Origin of the sequence: Lysobacter ciconiae (genome assembly GCF_015209725.1) — a bacterium.
GTDB classification, from domain to species: Bacteria; Pseudomonadota; Gammaproteobacteria; order Xanthomonadales; family Xanthomonadaceae; genus Novilysobacter; species Novilysobacter ciconiae.
Genome location: NZ_CP063656.1, coordinates 2,435,464 through 2,449,278 on the forward strand (window position 1 = coordinate 2,435,464; position 13,815 = coordinate 2,449,278).

Sequence of the window (13,815 nt, forward strand, 5' to 3'; positions counted from 1 at the left end):
CTGACAACCCCGGCACGCGATGCAGGCCACACCTGCCGGCACCTCGCGGGTTGTGTACGCTTGCCCGACACACCCGTCGGGAAACCCGAAGATGTCCCATATCACTGTCCGCCCCGCCCTCCCGATCATCGCCGCCGCCCTGTTGATGGTCGGGCTGGCCGGCGCCGGCTGGTTCGCCGCCAAGGGCATGGAGCGCCTGAAGACCGCCGACCGCTATGTGGTGGTCAAGGGCTCGGCCGAGAAGATCGTCGATGCCGACCTGGTGGTCTGGCCGTTGCCGCACACCGTGGGCGGCAACGACCTGGGCGAGGTCCAGCGCCACCTGGACGCGAACACCGCGATCATCCGCGGGTTCTTCGAGGCGGCCGGCTTCAAGCCCGATGAAATCGTGGTGTCGCCGCCGCGGCTGGAAGACCGCTGGGCGTGGGCCTACGGCGACAGCCGGCCGCCGGAGCGCTACCGCTACGCGACCACGGTCAGCCTGCGCACGACCAACGTCGCGGGCGCGCTGGAAGCCGTCCGGCGCACCGGCGAGCTGGTGACCCAGGGCGTGATGATCGGCGAGGACAGTTCGCCGGAGTTCGATTACACCAAGCTCAACGACATCAAGCCGGCCCTGATCGCCGAGGCTACGGCGGCCGCGCGCGATTCTGCCGTCCAGTTTGCCAAGGACTCCGACTCGCGACTGGACGGGATACGTAGCGCCAACCAGGGCGTGGTCAGCATCAGCGACCGTGACCAGAGCAGCCCGCAGATCAAGCGGGTGCGCGTGGTGACGACGGTGGAATACTTCCTGCGCGATTGACGACGCGCCCGGGTCCCGGTCGCGGCGCAGGCGCCGCGTGCAACAATGCGCTCCACTTATATTCGCGCCGCGCCTCGCGCGTCCGCACCGTCAGGAACCTCCATGAAGCGACTCCTACTGGCCGCGGCGTTCGGCCTGCTCAGCATCTCCGCGTGCGCCAAGGCGCCCGCCTCCGCCGACGATGCAAAGCCGGCACAAGGCGCTGCAACGGCTCCCGCCGAGATCACCAAGCCGGCCCCCGGCTCACCCGAGGAGCGCGCGGTCGCCGCCATCGCCGCGCTCAACCCCGAGGTCAAGGTTGACCACGTGGGCAAGGCCCCCATGCCCGGCTTCCGCGAGGCGGTCGTCGGCGGGCAGGTCATCTACGTCAGCGACGACGGGAATTATCTGCTGTTCACTGGCGCCGGCGGTGGGCTGCTCGACACCCGGACCCAGAAGAACCTCAGCGAGGCGACCCTGGGCGGCATGCGCAACAAGTTGCTGCAGACGATTCCGGCCGGCGAGCGGATCGTGTTCGCGCCGCCCAACCCCAAACACACCGTCACCGTGTTCACCGACGTGGAATGCGGCTACTGCCGCAAGATGCACGAGGAGATCAAGCAGTACAACGCCGAAGGCATCGCTGTGGAGTATCTGGCGTTCCCGCGCATCGGGATCGGCAGTGAAGGCTACAACGACATGGTCTCGGTATGGTGCGCGCCCGACCGCAAGAGCGCGCTGACCAAGGCCAAGTCCACAGGCGAGGTCGAAAGCCGCAACTGCAGGAACACGGTCGCCGACCAGTACAAGGTCGGCCAAAGCGTCGGGCTGACCGGCACGCCGATGATCATCGCCCGCGACGGCAGCCAGCTCGGCGGCTACCTGCCCGCCAAGGCACTGCGCGCCGCGCTGGACAAGCTGGAAGCCAGCGACGGTTGACCACCCACAGAGGACCGTGTCGGCGCCGCCTGCGGGCGGCGTCGTTACATCTGGCCCGCGACCATTGGCCGAACGTACGCTTCGGCGCGCAGCGGGCGTCGCGCTAGACTGGGGTCATCCCGAACAAGGAGTTTCGTCATGGCCCAGGCCAGTGCCGTGTCACCGCCGGTCGGCGGAGCAAAAAGCAAGATCTACCCCGATGCAGAGACCGCCCTGCAGGGTGTCGTGGCCGATGGCCAGACCCTGGCGGTTGGCGGATTCGGGCTGTGTGGCATCCCCGAGGCACTGATCGAGGCCCTGCACGATTCCGGGGTGACCGGACTGACCGCCATCTCCAACAACGCCGGCGTGGATGGCTTTGGCCTGGGCCTGCTGCTGGAGACGCGCCAGATCCGCAAGATGGTGTCGTCCTACGTCGGCGAGAACAAGGAGTTCGAACGCCAGTTCCTGGCCGGCGAGCTCGAACTGGAATTCACCCCGCAGGGCACCCTGGCCGAACGCCTGCGCGCCGGCGGCGCCGGGATCCCGGCCTTCTTCACCGCTACCGGCTACGGCACGGTGGTCGCCGAGGGCAAGGAGACCCGCGAGTTCAACGGCAAGCACTACGTGATGGAGACCGCTCTGGTCGCCGATGTGGCGCTGGTCAAGGCGTGGAAGGCGGACAATGCGGGCAACCTGCTGTTCCGCAAGACCGCGCGCAACTTCAATCCCGCGTGCGCCATGGCGGGCAAAGTCTGCATTGTCGAGGTCGAGGAGATCGTCGAGGTTGGCCAGATCGACCCCGACCAGGTGCACCTGCCGGGCATCTACGTGGACCGGATCGTGCACAACCCGAACCCAGAGAAGCGCATCGAACAGCGCACCGTGCGCGAAGGAGGCAAGTAATGGGCTGGTCACGCGAGCAGATGGCGCAGCGCGCCGCGCAGGAACTCACCGACGGCGCCTACGTCAACCTGGGCATCGGCCTGCCGACCATGGTGGCCAACTACATACCCGACGGCATGGACGTGTGGCTGCAGTCGGAGAACGGCTTGCTCGGCATCGGCCCGTTCCCGACCGAGGACGAACTGGACGCCGACCTGATCAACGCCGGCAAGCAGACCGTCACCGCCCGCGCGGGCGCCAGCTATTTCGGCAGCCACGATTCCTTCGCGATGATCCGCGGCGGCCACATCAACCTGGCGATCCTGGGCGCGATGGAGGTCACCGACAAGGGCGACCTTGCCAACTGGATGGTGCCGGGCAAGATGGTCAAGGGCATGGGCGGGGCGATGGACCTTGTTGCCGGCGTGCAGCGCGTGGTCGTGCTGATGGAACACACCACCAAGCATGGCGAGCCGAAGATCCTGCCCGAATGCACCCTGCCGTTGACCGGCCTGGGCGTCGTCAGCCGCATCATCACCGACCTGGCGGTCATGGACGTCACGGATGATGGACTGAAGCTGGTCGAGCTGGCTCCTGACGTGACCGAGGACGAACTGCGCGGCAAGACCGGGGTGGCGTTCACTCAGGCCTGAGCGCTGCCGGATCTGAATGACGAGGCCGCCTGAGGGCGGCTTCGTTGTTTAGGTTGAGCGACCATGGGCATCCGTGCTGCCACTGGCCAGCACCCAACCCACGATCTCGCCGGTCACCGCGTGCAGGGCTTGGTCGAACGCCTGCACCACGTCCTCGATCGAGGTAGTGGCGGTCGGCGCCTGCTGCAGGAACGTACGCGACGCGACCACGCGCTGGCTGGCAATGTGCAGCAGCTTGGCGTTGACCTCGATCACCACCGTCGGCGGCGCCGCGGGCGCATCGTAATCGGATTCGAAGCGCCGCACTTCCAGCATCAGGCGGTACTGCGCGCTCATCCCGCTGCCCTGGCGCGCGACCGCGGCGATCCGCCCGGAGTCCTCCAAAGTGCGCAATATCGCGCCCTCAAGCATGTCGGTCGGGATTCGCGCCCAACTGGCGCCCTTGTAGATCTGCAACTCGTTGGCTGACGGACGCACGGCGATGCGCAGGCTGTCGCCGACCCGCGTTGCGTTCACCTTGGCCAGCGACAGCTGCCAGTCCACCCGCGGCCACGAAGGATCCGCCTGCACCCGCGGGTCAAGGTCGTACACCGTGGCCCGGTCGCGGGTGTTGTTGCCCAGCACCGAGCAGGCGGCCAGCAACAGGCACCCGAACAACAGCAGCGCGGTACGCACAGGGACAAGCCGGCCGTTGCGTGGGCGGGACGTGGTCGTGTTCGTGTTCATTCGGGTTCGAACTCCTTGAGCGAATCGCGGCCGAGCAGGTAGCGGGCCGGATTGCTGTCCAGGCGGTCGCTTACCCGGCGCAGGTCGCGCACCAGGCCGCGCAGCTCGCTCAGCGTCGGGCCAAGCTGGGACAATCCGTCGTTGGCGAAACTGTTGATTGCCGCGCGGTTGTCGTTGACGATGCCGTCGGCGCCGATGGCCGCCGAATCGAGGCGGGCCAGCGTGTGGTCCAGCCGCGCAACCAGTTGCGGCAGCTTGCTCACCAGCTCGCGGTCGATGCTCAGCACGGCGGTATTGGCGTTGCCGATGGTCGCTTCCAGCTTTTCGCTGGATGCGCGCGCATGGGTGATCAACGCCTTGAGGTCTTCGCGCTGGTCGGAGATCGCGCCCGTCAGCGTCTCGACGTTGGCCAGCGTGCGGGCAACGCTCTCCACGTTCTCCTCGCTCAACAACTGGTCCATACGCGCGACCAGTCGGTTGGCGGTATCGGCGATGTTCTGAAGCGCGGAGGCCTCGGTCTGGATGACCGGCGTCTCGCTCTTGTCCACGTCCACCAGCCGCGGGCTGGCCGGGTCGCCGCCGGTGAGCTGGATGATCGGGCTGCCGGTGATGCCGGTCATCGACATCTTGGCGCGCGTGTCGGTCTTCACCGGCGCGCTGGCCTGGACCTTGAGCGTGGCAATCACGCGGCGCGGGTCATCGGGGGCCAGGCGCAGCTTCTCCACGGTGCCCACCGAGATGCCGTTGTACTGCACGCTGCTGCCTTCGCTCATGCCCGTGACCGGCTCGTTGAAGATCACGCGATAGCTCTGCCAGCTCTTGTCGGTCGAGTACTTGGCCGCCCACAGCGCAAAAAACAGCAGGAACAGCGTCATGACGATCGTAAACGCGCCGATCAGGACATAGTTGGCCTTGGTTTCCATCAGGGGACGACCTCGTTGAGCGGGCGGGCGGCCGAGCCGGCATCCTGCGCGGCGCGGGCCCGGGGGCCGTGGAAGTACTCACGCACCCACGGGTGCTCGCATTGTTCGATTTCCTCGATCGGGGCGCAGGCCACGACCTTGCCGTCTGCCAGCACGGCAATCCGGTCACATATAGCGTAAAGGGTGTCGAGGTCGTGAGTGATGAGGAACACGGTGAGCCCGAGCGCCTGCTGCAGGGTGCGGATCAGGCGATCGAAGGCGGCCGCGCCGATCGGATCCAGGCCGGCGGTGGGTTCGTCGAGGAACAGCAAAGGCGGATCCAGCGCCAGCGCACGCGCGACGCCGGCACGCTTGCGCATGCCGCCCGACAGCTCGGACGGAAACTTCTCCAGCGCATCGCCTGGCAGTCCAGACAGTTTCACCTTGAGCAAGGCCAGCTCGTAGCGCAGCGAGTCTGACAGGTCGGGGCAGTACTCCTTCAGCGGCACCTCGACGTTCTCGCCCACCGTCAGCGAGGAGAACAACGCACCGTCCTGGAACAACACGCCGGTGTTCTGCTCGATATGCCTGCGCGTCCTGCTGTCGCTGCTGAGCGCGTCCACGCCCAACACCTCGATGCTGCCATCGTTGGGACGGCGCAGGCCAAGGATGGAGCGCATCAGGACGGACTTGCCGGTGCCCGAGCCGCCGACGACGCCGAGGATCTCTCCGGGCATCACGTCCAGGTCGAGCCCGTCGTGTACCACCTGCGCACCGAAGCGGTTGACCAGCCCACGCACGCGAATGATCGGGCGGGGATCCGCGGCGGCCGTCACCAGCCCATCTCCATCAGCCAGATCGCAAAGAACGCGTCCAGCACGATCACCAGCGAGATCGACTGCACGACGCTGGAGGTGGTGCGCTCGCCCAGCGATTGCGCGGTGCCCTTCACCTGCAGGCCTTCCAGGCAGCCGATCAGGCTGATGACCAGCGCAAACACCGGCGCCTTGCCCAGCCCGACCCACAGGTGCTTCAGCGACATCGTGTCCTGCATCCGCGCCAGGTATTGCTGCGGCGGAATGTCCAGATTGAACGCACCGACCGTCAGCCCGCCCAGCAAGCCCGCCATCATCGCCACAAAGGTCAGCAGCGGCAGGGTGACCAGCAGCGCGAGGACCCGCGGAATCACCAGCAGGTCGACCGGATCCAGTCCCAGGGTGCGCATGGCGTCGACCTCCTCGCGGCCGACCATGGCGCCGATCTGGGCGGTGAACGCACTGGCGGTTCGGCCGGCCAGGATGATCGCGGTCAGCAACACGCCGAACTCGCGCAGGAACGCGATGCTCACCAGCTCGACCACAAAGATCGTGGCGCCGAAGTCACGCAGCACGTTCGCGCCGAGAAACGCGACCACCGCGCCGACCAGGAAACACAGCAGCGCCACCAGTGGCACCGCGTCCAGTCCCACCTGCTCCATGTGGAAGACGGTGGCGGTGGGACGGAACCGCCTGGGGTCGCGGACCAGCCGCAGCATCTTGACCAGCACCTCGCCGAAAAACCCCAGCAGCGCGCGCGCCTCTCGCCAATTGCCGGCCACGGCCCGGCCCAGCCGTGCCAGCGCCTCGCGCACGCCGAACTCGCGCGGACGTGGCAACCGCTCATCGGTGACGTCGTCGATGACTGCAACGAGCGCGCGGTGGTCGGGATGGAATTCAAACGCCTGGAAGTCGACCCCACGCTCGCGTGCGAAGCGCAGCAACTGCAGCACCCCCAGCGAATCGAGCCGGTCCACGCCAGTGGCATCCAGCGCGCGAGTGTCCTCGGGCATGGATGCCAATTGATCGCCGACCGCCTGCGCCTGCTCGATCGTCCACTGGCCGGCGAGCACCTGGCGACCGGCGTCGCGGTCATCGGGGGCGAAGCTCGGTGGCGAAGGGTCGGATGCACTCATGGGTGATCGAAGGATACATGCGCGACCCATGCACGGCGCGTCGTCCCGGGCCCGCGTGCGATCCTAGCGGGATGATCAGTACGTCTTCGCACGCCACCGCCACCATCCCGCTGAGCAACGCCAGCTATCCGGACCGCATCGCCTTCATGGTCGAGCTCGCCGAGCGCCTGCATCTGTACGGCACCACCGCCCAGCGCCTGGAAGGCGCGTTGCTCTCAGTCGCCGATCGCCTGCGCGTCGAGTGCGAGCCCTGGGTCAGCCCGACGGCCCTGATCATGTCCTTCAGCGATCCGCAGCAGCTGCCGGGGCACAGCGACATCACCCGCGTGATCCGCCTGCCTCCGGGAGACACCGACCTGCAGCGCCTGGTCGAGACGGACCGCATCGCCGAGGCGGTCATTGCCGGCGAGATGGGATTGGCGGCCGCCTTCGAGGCGCTGAGCGAGTTGGACACGCCGCCCTCGCGCTGGGCCCAGGCCCTGCAGGTCATGGCTTTCGGCCTCGTGGCAGCGGCGGTGGGTGGACTGCTGCGCCTGCCCTGGCTGGATATCGCGGTGGCCGGATTCAACGGCGTGCTGATCGGTGTCCTGACCCTGCTGGGGGCGTCCCGACCGCGTTTGCGCGAAGCCTCCGACGCGCTGCTGGCGATGGTCGCCACGCTGGTGGTCGTGCTGGTGGCGACCTTCGTCGCGCCGCTCAACCAGAACACGGTGATCATCGCTTCGCTGATCGTGTTGCTGCCGGGTCTCTCGCTGACCAACGCCATGAACGAGTTGACCAGCCAGCACCTGGTGTCCGGCACGGCGCGCGCGGCCGGAGCGCTATCGACCGTGCTCAAGTTGACGCTGGGGACGGTCATTGCACTCTACATGGCGCACCTGGTCGGTCTGGAGCCCGCCGTGCGCGCACTGCGACCCCAGCCACCATGGGTGGAATGGCCGGCACTGGCGGCCGCGTCACTGGCTTTTGCGGTGCTGTTCCGGGCGCACGTGCGCGATTACCCGCTGGTGATGATTTCCGCCGCGACGGGTTATCTGATCTCGCGCTATGGAGGGCTGGCCTGGGGCAGCCCGGTCGGAATCTTCCTGGCCGCGCTGGTATTGACGGTGGCGGGAAACGGGTATGCGCGTTGGTTTGACCGCCCCGGCGCGCTGGTCCGGGTGCCGGGAATCATCCTTCTGTTGCCGGGCAGCGTCAGCCTGCGCGGAATGATGGACTTGGTCCAGCGTCAGGACGTGGGTGTGGGACAGGATGCGCTGATGGCGGTGGTAAACATCCTGTTGGCGGTCATCGCCGGGTTGTTGTTTGGCAACCTGCTGCTGCCAACCCGCAGGAACCTGTAGAAAATCGAAAAGAAAACGCCGGCATTCGCCGGCGCTTCCCTGCTCCGGCGCATCGCCGGAGAAGCTCGATCCAGTGCGTCCCGGCATCAAGCCTCGGGGTTGATCAGGAACTCGTCGCGGTTGCGGCCGGCATCGGTGAAGGCGGTCAACCAGCGTGGCTGGCGGCCGCGGCCGGTCCAGGTCTCGTTGGCGTTTTCGGGATTGCGGTACTTTGGCGCGACCTTGCCGGTGGTCTTGCGCGCTTTACGCGGCGCACTGGCGCGGGCACGTGGTTCAGCCGCCGCGGCACCGCCTGCGCCGAACAGCTCGGCAATCGTATAGCCCTCGCTCTTCGCCGCCTGCATCACACGCTTGCGCGCCTGGGTAATGGGCTTGCGCTTGCTCAGCGTGGTTTTGCGCTTCTTCGCCTCGTTGATCAGCGCGGTGAGTTCTTTCGCTGACAGGGATTCAATATCGACTGACATGGGGGATTCTCCGGGAATTGGTGAAACTCGGCCGTGGCACGGCCGGCGAGCCAATACTAGGCCGGCGAGCGGAGTTAGTAAACGCTGACTATTATCCCGGCCGGCCCGGCATTCATTTACTTGCCCCCAGGTTTGCCCAATGAGCGATCAAGCACTGGCACCGATCCGCATCAGCAACGCCTCCAGCCCGATATTTTCGGACGCCTCGGCCAGTCGATGCCGGTATTCGAAGGTACCGGCGACAATGCCGCGCTCGGAAACCACGATCCGGTGCGGAATGCCAATCAGCTCCATATCGGCGAACATCGCCCCGGGACGCAAACCGCGATCATCCATTGCCGCTTCGATGCCCATTCCAAGCAATTGACGGTGCAGCGCTTCAGCCGCGACCACCACCGCCGGGTCTTTTTTCGGATTGATGATGCAGATCACCACCTGCCACGGCGCCATCGCCTCGGGCCAGACGATCCCGTTGGCGTCGTGGTTCTGCTCGATCGCGGCGGCGACGATGCGCGACACGCCCACCCCGTAACAGCCCATGGTCGGCGTCACGGCCTTGCCATTGGCGTCCTGCACCGTGCAATCCATGGCCGCGGCATATGTGCGGCCGAGTTGGAAGATGTGGCCCACCTCGATACCCCGGGCAATCTGCAGTCTGCCACTGCCGTCGGGCGACGGGTCGCCAGCGACCACATTTCGGATATCGGCCACCGCATCGGGTTCCGGGAGGTCGCGGCCCCAATTGACCCCGGCCAGATGAAACCCCTTTTCATTGGCGCCAAGGACGAAGTCGGTCATTGCCGCCACGCTGCGGTCGGCGATGACGTGCACCCGTTTGAGCGGCTTCACCGGGCCAATGAAGCCAGGCTCCGTGCCGAGGTTCTCGAGAATCTCGACCTCCGTCGCCATCCGGTAGTCGGCCAGTCCGGGAAGCTTGGCCAGCTTGATCTCGTTGATCTGGTGGTCGCCGCGCACGAGCGCGAGAACGAAGCCCTGCTCCCCGATCACGGCAACGGACTTCACGGTGCGCTCCAGTCCGACTTTCAGCAGTTCCGCCACTGCCTCGCAGGTGCGCTGATACGGGGTTTCCACCCGGGTCATGTTCTCGCCGGCGGCCGCACGCGAACCCGGCGCCAGCGCTTCGGCCAGCTCGACATTGGCGGCATAACCGGAGGCATCGGAGAACGCGATCGCATCCTCACCGGATGCGGCGAGCACATGGAACTCGTGCGAGGCGCTGCCGCCGATCGCGCCGGTATCGGCAAACACCGCGCGGAACTCCAACCCCAGTCGGGTGAATATGCGGTTGTATGCCTCGTGCATCACCTCGTACTGGCGGTCCAGGTCGGCGTCATCGAGATGAAAGGAGTAGGCGTCCTTCATCAGGAACTCGCGCGCGCGCATGACGCCGAAACGCGGCCGGATCTCATCGCGGAATTTGGTCTGGATCTGGTAGAAACACGCGGGCAGCTGTTTGTAGCTGGCCAACTCCTGGCGCGCGAAATCGGTAATGACTTCCTCGTGGGTCGGGCCATAGCAGTACCAGGCTTCCTTGCGGTCCTGGATCTTCAGTAACTGGCCGCCAAATTTTTCCCAGCGCCCGGTTTCCTCCCACAGCTCACGCGGCTGCACGGCGGGCATCAGCATCTCGATCGCACCGGCGGCGTCCATCTCCTCGCGGACCACGCGCTCGACCTTGCGCAGCACGCGCAGGCCCAGCGGCGTCCAGGTGTACAGGCCGGAGGCCAGCTTGCGGATCATCCCGGCCTTGAGCATCAGCTTGTGGCTGATGATTTCCGCCTCGGCGGGGACTTCCTTGCTGGTGTGGAGATGGAATTGCGAGAGGCGCATGGCGGAACCGGCAGAATGGTCGGGCGCCTATTCTGCCTCAGTGCGCCCGGTACCGGCCGACCTGCGTTCAGGACCGGCCGTACACGTCCTCCAGGCGGACGATGTCGTCTTCGCCCAGGTAACTGCCCGACTGCACCTCGATCAACTCGACCGGCTCGGTGCCGCGATTGCGCAGCCGGTGCACGCTGCCCAGCGGAATGAAGGTGCTCTCGTTTTCGTTCAGGTCGAACACGCGCTCGCCGCAGGTCACCTCGGCGGTGCCCGACACCACCACCCAGTGCTCCGCGCGGTGCCGGTGTTTCTGCAGGCTCAGCGCCGCGCCGGGCTTGACCACGATGCGCTTGACCTGGAAACGCTCGCCCACGCCGATGGAGTCGTAGCTGCCCCACGGCCGATAGACCTTGCGATGGAACAGGTGCTCGCTGCGCCCGGCCGCTTTGAGCCGGTCGACCACGAGTTTCACGTCCTGGACCCGGTCCTTGCGCGCCACCAGCGTGGCGTCCGGCGTATCGATGATGATGAGATCCTCGACGCCGATGGTTGCAATCAGGCGACGTTCGGAGGCCTTCACCAGACTGCCAGTGGTATCCACCGAGATCACGTCGCCTTCCTGACGGTTGCCGTCGGCGTCGTGCTCGGCGACCGACCACAACGACGACCACGAGCCGATGTCGCTCCAGCCGCAACTGACCGGTACAACGGCGGCGCGATCGGTTTTCTCCATGACCGCGTAGTCGATGGAGTCACTGGGACTGGCCGCGAAGGCGGTCTCGTCGATCCGGATGAAATCCAGGTCGCTGGAGGCCTTCCCCCACGCACGCTCGACTGCACCGACGATCGCTGGAGCATGCCGCGCAAGCTCGTCCAGATAGCCTTGGGCACTGAACAGGAACATTCCCGAGTTCCAGGCGTAGCCGCCGGCGTCCAGATACTCCTGCGCGGTTTCCAGATCGGGCTTTTCCACGAACCGGTCGATGCGATAGCCGTCGGCCCCCAGCGCGTCACCCTGACGGATGTAGCCGTAACCGGTTTCCGCGTAGTCCGGCGTGATACCGAAGGCGACCAGCCAGGCCTGTTCGGCCAAAGACAGCGCGCGGCCGACGGCGTCGCGAAACGCCGCCTCGTCCTCGATCAGGTGATCGGCCGGCATCACCAGCAAGGTGGCATCCGGGTCCGAGCGCAGCGCCTGCATCGCCGCCAGCGCGATCGCCGGCGCGGTATTACGTGCCACCGGCTCCAGGACAATGCCGCCATTGCCCATCGCGACTGCCTGCAACTGCTCGCCGACCATGAACCGGTGCAGCTGGCTGCAGACCGTTATCGGCGCTTGCACACCGGGCAAGCGGCTAGCGCGCAGGACCGTCTCCTGGTACAGCGAGCGCTCGCCGATCAGGGTCAGGAACTGCTTGGGCTGGTTCTGCCGCGACAGCGGCCACAGGCGGGTACCACTGCCGCCGCTGAGAACGACCGGATGTAGCATGCCAATTCCTTTGGATTGAACCGGGACAGAATAGCTCGTCAGACGAGGCGGCGGAGGCCCCGCTCGGATAGAATGGGCGTTCTTTCGGCCCGTGATCCACGATGTTCCGGACCCGGCCGCAGACGTACTACAGACTCATCAAGGACTCCCCACAACGATGAAAATCCTGGTTGGTTACAAGCGCGTCGTGGACTACAACGTCCGCGTGCAAGTGAAGCCGGACGGCTCCGGCGTGGTGACGGACGGCGTGAAGCTGTCGGCCAACCCGTTCGATGAAATCGCGTTGGAAGAGGCGCTGCGCCTGCGCGACAAGGGCATCGCCACCGAGGTGGTGGTCGCCACCATCGCACCCGCCAACGCCCAGGCGCACCTGCGCAACGGCTTGGCGATGGGCGCCAATCGCGCGCTGCACGTGGTGATCGAGGACGGCCAGGACATCCAGCCGCTGACCGCCGCGCGAGTCTTCCTCAAGCTGATCGAGAAGGAGCAGCCCGACCTGGTGATCCTGGGCAAGCAGGCCATCGACGATGACGCCAACCAGACCGGCCAGATGCTGGCGACGATCTGGAACCGCCCACAGGCGACCTTCGCGTCGAAGCTGGAGATTGCCGTCGGCAAGGCCACGGTGACCCGCGAGGTCGATGCCGGCCTTGAGACCCTGGAAGTGGACCTGCCCGCCGTGGTGACCACCGACCTGCGCCTGAATGAGCCGCGCTTCATCAAGCTGCCCGACATCATGAAGGCCAAGAGCAAGCCGATGGAGACCATCGCGTTTGCCGAGTTGGGGGTCGAGTCCGGCAACCTGCTCAAAACGACCCGCTACGCGCCGCCCGCCAAGCGCAGCAAGGGCGTCATGGTCAAGGATGCGGCCGAACTGGTCGCCGCACTCAAGTCGAAGGGGTTGCTGTAATGAGCAAGGTACTGATCATCGCGGAGCATCACGAGGGCGTGCTCAATTCGGCCACCGCCAAATGCGTTACCGCCGCGCAGGCGCTGTCGCCGGACGCCATCGACGTCGTCGTGCTGGCCGATTTGCCGGACGAGGTCGCTAAACAGGCGTCCACCATCGCCGGCGTCACCCGTGTTCTGACCGTGGCCAATGCCGCCAACGCGCAAGCCATCGCGCAGAACCTGGCGCCGCAGATCGCCAAACTGGCTGAGGGCTACACCCATGTGTTTGGCCCCTCAACCACCTTTGGCAAGGACGTGATGCCCTGCGTGGCCGCGCTGCTCGGCGTGGCCCAGGTGTCGGACGTGATGGAAGTCGAGTCCAGCCATGTCTTCAAGCGCCCAATCTATGCCGGCAACGCGATCATCACCGTGGAGGCGCCCGCCGCCGACACCGTGGTGGCGACCATCCGCACCGCGTCCTGGTCGGAAGCCGCCCAAGGCGGCGACGCGCCGGTGGAAGCCGTGTCGGTGGAAGCCTCGCTGCCCGAGCACACCCGCTTCATCGGCTTGGCGGGCGCGAGCTCGGACCGTCCCGATCTGCAGAGCGCCAAACGCGTGGTGTCGGGCGGACGCGGCGTGGGCTCCAAAGAGAACTTCAAGATCGTCTATGAATTCGCCGACAAGCTCGGTGCCGCGGTCGGCGCCTCGCGCGCAGCGGTGGATGCCGGCTACTGCCCCAACGAGATGCAGGTCGGCCAGACCGGCAAGATCATCTCGCCGGAGCTCTACGTCGCCATCGGCATCTCCGGCGCGATCCAGCACCTGACCGGCATCAAGGATGCGGGCACGATCGTGGCGATCAACAAGGACGGCGACGCGCCGATCTTCGAAGTTGCGGATATCGGGTTGGTGGGGGATTTGTTTACGATTTTGCCGGAGTTGGAAGCGGCGTTGTAGGTGAGTATCC

The 13,815-nt window shown here is 66.2% G+C and carries 14 protein-coding genes; 7 read left to right on the forward strand and 7 right to left on the reverse strand.

The window, feature by feature from the left end:
• The first annotated feature begins 91 nt into the window (after positions 1-91).
• From INQ41_RS10985 to INQ41_RS11000, 4 genes are all read left to right on the forward strand, one after another.
• Positions 92-805: an SIMPL domain-containing protein gene (locus INQ41_RS10985; RefSeq protein ID WP_193984436.1), complete on the forward strand. Its 714-nt coding sequence runs from the start codon at positions 92-94 to the stop codon at positions 803-805.
• A 102-nt stretch (positions 806-907) separates the two neighbouring features.
• On the forward strand, positions 908-1,723 hold the full coding sequence (locus INQ41_RS10990; RefSeq protein WP_193984438.1) for a DsbC family protein: 816 nt from the start codon (positions 908-910) through the stop codon (positions 1,721-1,723).
• Between the two features lie 138 nt (positions 1,724-1,861).
• The gene (locus INQ41_RS10995) at positions 1,862-2,608 is read left to right on the forward strand and encodes a CoA transferase subunit A (RefSeq protein ID WP_228076584.1); all 747 of its coding nucleotides are present in this window, start codon (positions 1,862-1,864) and stop codon (positions 2,606-2,608) included.
• On the forward strand, positions 2,608-3,240 hold the full coding sequence (locus INQ41_RS11000) for a CoA transferase subunit B (protein WP_193984440.1): 633 nt from the start codon (positions 2,608-2,610) through the stop codon (positions 3,238-3,240). The genes INQ41_RS10995 and INQ41_RS11000 overlap by 1 nt, the downstream gene beginning before the upstream one ends.
• Before the next feature lie 48 nt (positions 3,241-3,288).
• On the opposite strand, the gene INQ41_RS11005 is transcribed toward INQ41_RS11000, so the two are convergent.
• From INQ41_RS11005 to INQ41_RS11020, 4 genes are read right to left on the reverse strand one after another with little or no spacing between them, the layout of a single operon-like run.
• Positions 3,289-3,966 (reverse strand): ABC-type transport auxiliary lipoprotein family protein, encoded by a 678-nt coding sequence (locus INQ41_RS11005; protein WP_193984442.1) that lies wholly within the window; start codon positions 3,964-3,966, stop codon positions 3,289-3,291.
• Entirely contained in the window at positions 3,963-4,889 is a 927-nt protein-coding gene (locus INQ41_RS11010; RefSeq protein ID WP_193984444.1) for an MlaD family protein, read from the reverse strand. Before INQ41_RS11010 ends, INQ41_RS11005 begins: the two co-directional genes overlap by 4 nt.
• The gene (locus INQ41_RS11015) at positions 4,889-5,707 is read right to left on the reverse strand and encodes an ABC transporter ATP-binding protein (protein ID WP_407074278.1); all 819 of its coding nucleotides are present in this window, start codon (positions 5,705-5,707) and stop codon (positions 4,889-4,891) included. Before INQ41_RS11015 ends, INQ41_RS11010 begins: the two co-directional genes overlap by 1 nt.
• On the reverse strand, positions 5,701-6,819 hold the full coding sequence (locus INQ41_RS11020) for an ABC transporter permease (protein WP_193984447.1): 1,119 nt from the start codon (positions 6,817-6,819) through the stop codon (positions 5,701-5,703). The genes INQ41_RS11015 and INQ41_RS11020 overlap by 7 nt, the downstream gene beginning before the upstream one ends.
• 71 nt (positions 6,820-6,890) lie before the next feature.
• Here INQ41_RS11020 and INQ41_RS11025 point away from each other — a divergent pair, with 71 nt between their 5' ends.
• The gene (locus tag INQ41_RS11025) at positions 6,891-8,162 is read left to right on the forward strand and encodes a threonine/serine exporter family protein (RefSeq protein ID WP_193984449.1); all 1,272 of its coding nucleotides are present in this window, start codon (positions 6,891-6,893) and stop codon (positions 8,160-8,162) included.
• An 86-nt stretch (positions 8,163-8,248) separates the two neighbouring features.
• Here the strand turns inward: INQ41_RS11025 and INQ41_RS11030 are convergent, their stop codons facing one another.
• The 3 genes from INQ41_RS11030 to INQ41_RS11040 all read right to left on the reverse strand — a co-directional run bounded on the left by INQ41_RS11030 (position 8,249) and on the right by INQ41_RS11040 (position 11,957).
• The gene (locus tag INQ41_RS11030; RefSeq protein ID WP_193984451.1) at positions 8,249-8,626 is read right to left on the reverse strand and encodes an H-NS histone family protein; all 378 of its coding nucleotides are present in this window, start codon (positions 8,624-8,626) and stop codon (positions 8,249-8,251) included.
• Between the two features lie 147 nt (positions 8,627-8,773).
• Positions 8,774-10,477 carry a proline--tRNA ligase gene (locus tag INQ41_RS11035; RefSeq protein ID WP_193984453.1) on the reverse strand — a complete coding sequence of 568 codons (1,704 nt, stop codon included), beginning with the start codon at positions 10,475-10,477 and terminating at the stop codon, positions 8,774-8,776.
• A 67-nt stretch (positions 10,478-10,544) separates the two neighbouring features.
• On the reverse strand, positions 10,545-11,957 hold the full coding sequence (locus INQ41_RS11040) for a mannose-1-phosphate guanylyltransferase/mannose-6-phosphate isomerase (RefSeq protein ID WP_193984455.1): 1,413 nt from the start codon (positions 11,955-11,957) through the stop codon (positions 10,545-10,547).
• A 157-nt stretch (positions 11,958-12,114) separates the two neighbouring features.
• On the opposite strand from INQ41_RS11040, the gene INQ41_RS11045 reads away from it, so the two are divergent.
• Positions 12,115-12,867 carry an electron transfer flavoprotein subunit beta/FixA family protein gene (locus INQ41_RS11045; RefSeq protein ID WP_193984456.1) on the forward strand — a complete coding sequence of 251 codons (753 nt, stop codon included), beginning with the start codon at positions 12,115-12,117 and terminating at the stop codon, positions 12,865-12,867.
• Positions 12,867-13,805 carry an electron transfer flavoprotein subunit alpha/FixB family protein gene (locus INQ41_RS11050; protein WP_193984458.1) on the forward strand — a complete coding sequence of 313 codons (939 nt, stop codon included), beginning with the start codon at positions 12,867-12,869 and terminating at the stop codon, positions 13,803-13,805. Before INQ41_RS11045 ends, INQ41_RS11050 begins: the two co-directional genes overlap by 1 nt.
• Positions 13,806-13,815 lie beyond the last annotated feature (10 nt).

Coding starts and splice junctions, on each gene's coding strand:
- INQ41_RS10985 (WP_193984436.1), top strand. CDS start 92: ATGTCCCATATCACTGTCCGCCCCGCCCTCCCGATCATCGCCGCCGCC.
- INQ41_RS10990 (WP_193984438.1), top strand. CDS start 908: ATGAAGCGACTCCTACTGGCCGCGGCGTTCGGCCTGCTCAGCATCTCC.
- INQ41_RS10995 (WP_228076584.1), top strand. CDS start 1,862: ATGGCCCAGGCCAGTGCCGTGTCACCGCCGGTCGGCGGAGCAAAAAGC.
- INQ41_RS11000 (WP_193984440.1), top strand. CDS start 2,608: ATGGGCTGGTCACGCGAGCAGATGGCGCAGCGCGCCGCGCAGGAACTC.
- INQ41_RS11005 (WP_193984442.1), bottom strand. CDS start 3,966: ATGAACACGAACACGACCACGTCCCGCCCACGCAACGGCCGGCTTGTC.
- INQ41_RS11010 (WP_193984444.1), bottom strand. CDS start 4,889: ATGGAAACCAAGGCCAACTATGTCCTGATCGGCGCGTTTACGATCGTC.
- INQ41_RS11020 (WP_193984447.1), bottom strand. CDS start 6,819: ATGAGTGCATCCGACCCTTCGCCACCGAGCTTCGCCCCCGATGACCGC.
- INQ41_RS11025 (WP_193984449.1), top strand. CDS start 6,891: ATGATCAGTACGTCTTCGCACGCCACCGCCACCATCCCGCTGAGCAAC.
- INQ41_RS11030 (WP_193984451.1), bottom strand. CDS start 8,626: ATGTCAGTCGATATTGAATCCCTGTCAGCGAAAGAACTCACCGCGCTG.
- INQ41_RS11035 (WP_193984453.1), bottom strand. CDS start 10,477: ATGCGCCTCTCGCAATTCCATCTCCACACCAGCAAGGAAGTCCCCGCC.
- INQ41_RS11040 (WP_193984455.1), bottom strand. CDS start 11,957: ATGCTACATCCGGTCGTTCTCAGCGGCGGCAGTGGTACCCGCCTGTGG.
- INQ41_RS11045 (WP_193984456.1), top strand. CDS start 12,115: ATGAAAATCCTGGTTGGTTACAAGCGCGTCGTGGACTACAACGTCCGC.
- INQ41_RS11050 (WP_193984458.1), top strand. CDS start 12,867: ATGAGCAAGGTACTGATCATCGCGGAGCATCACGAGGGCGTGCTCAAT.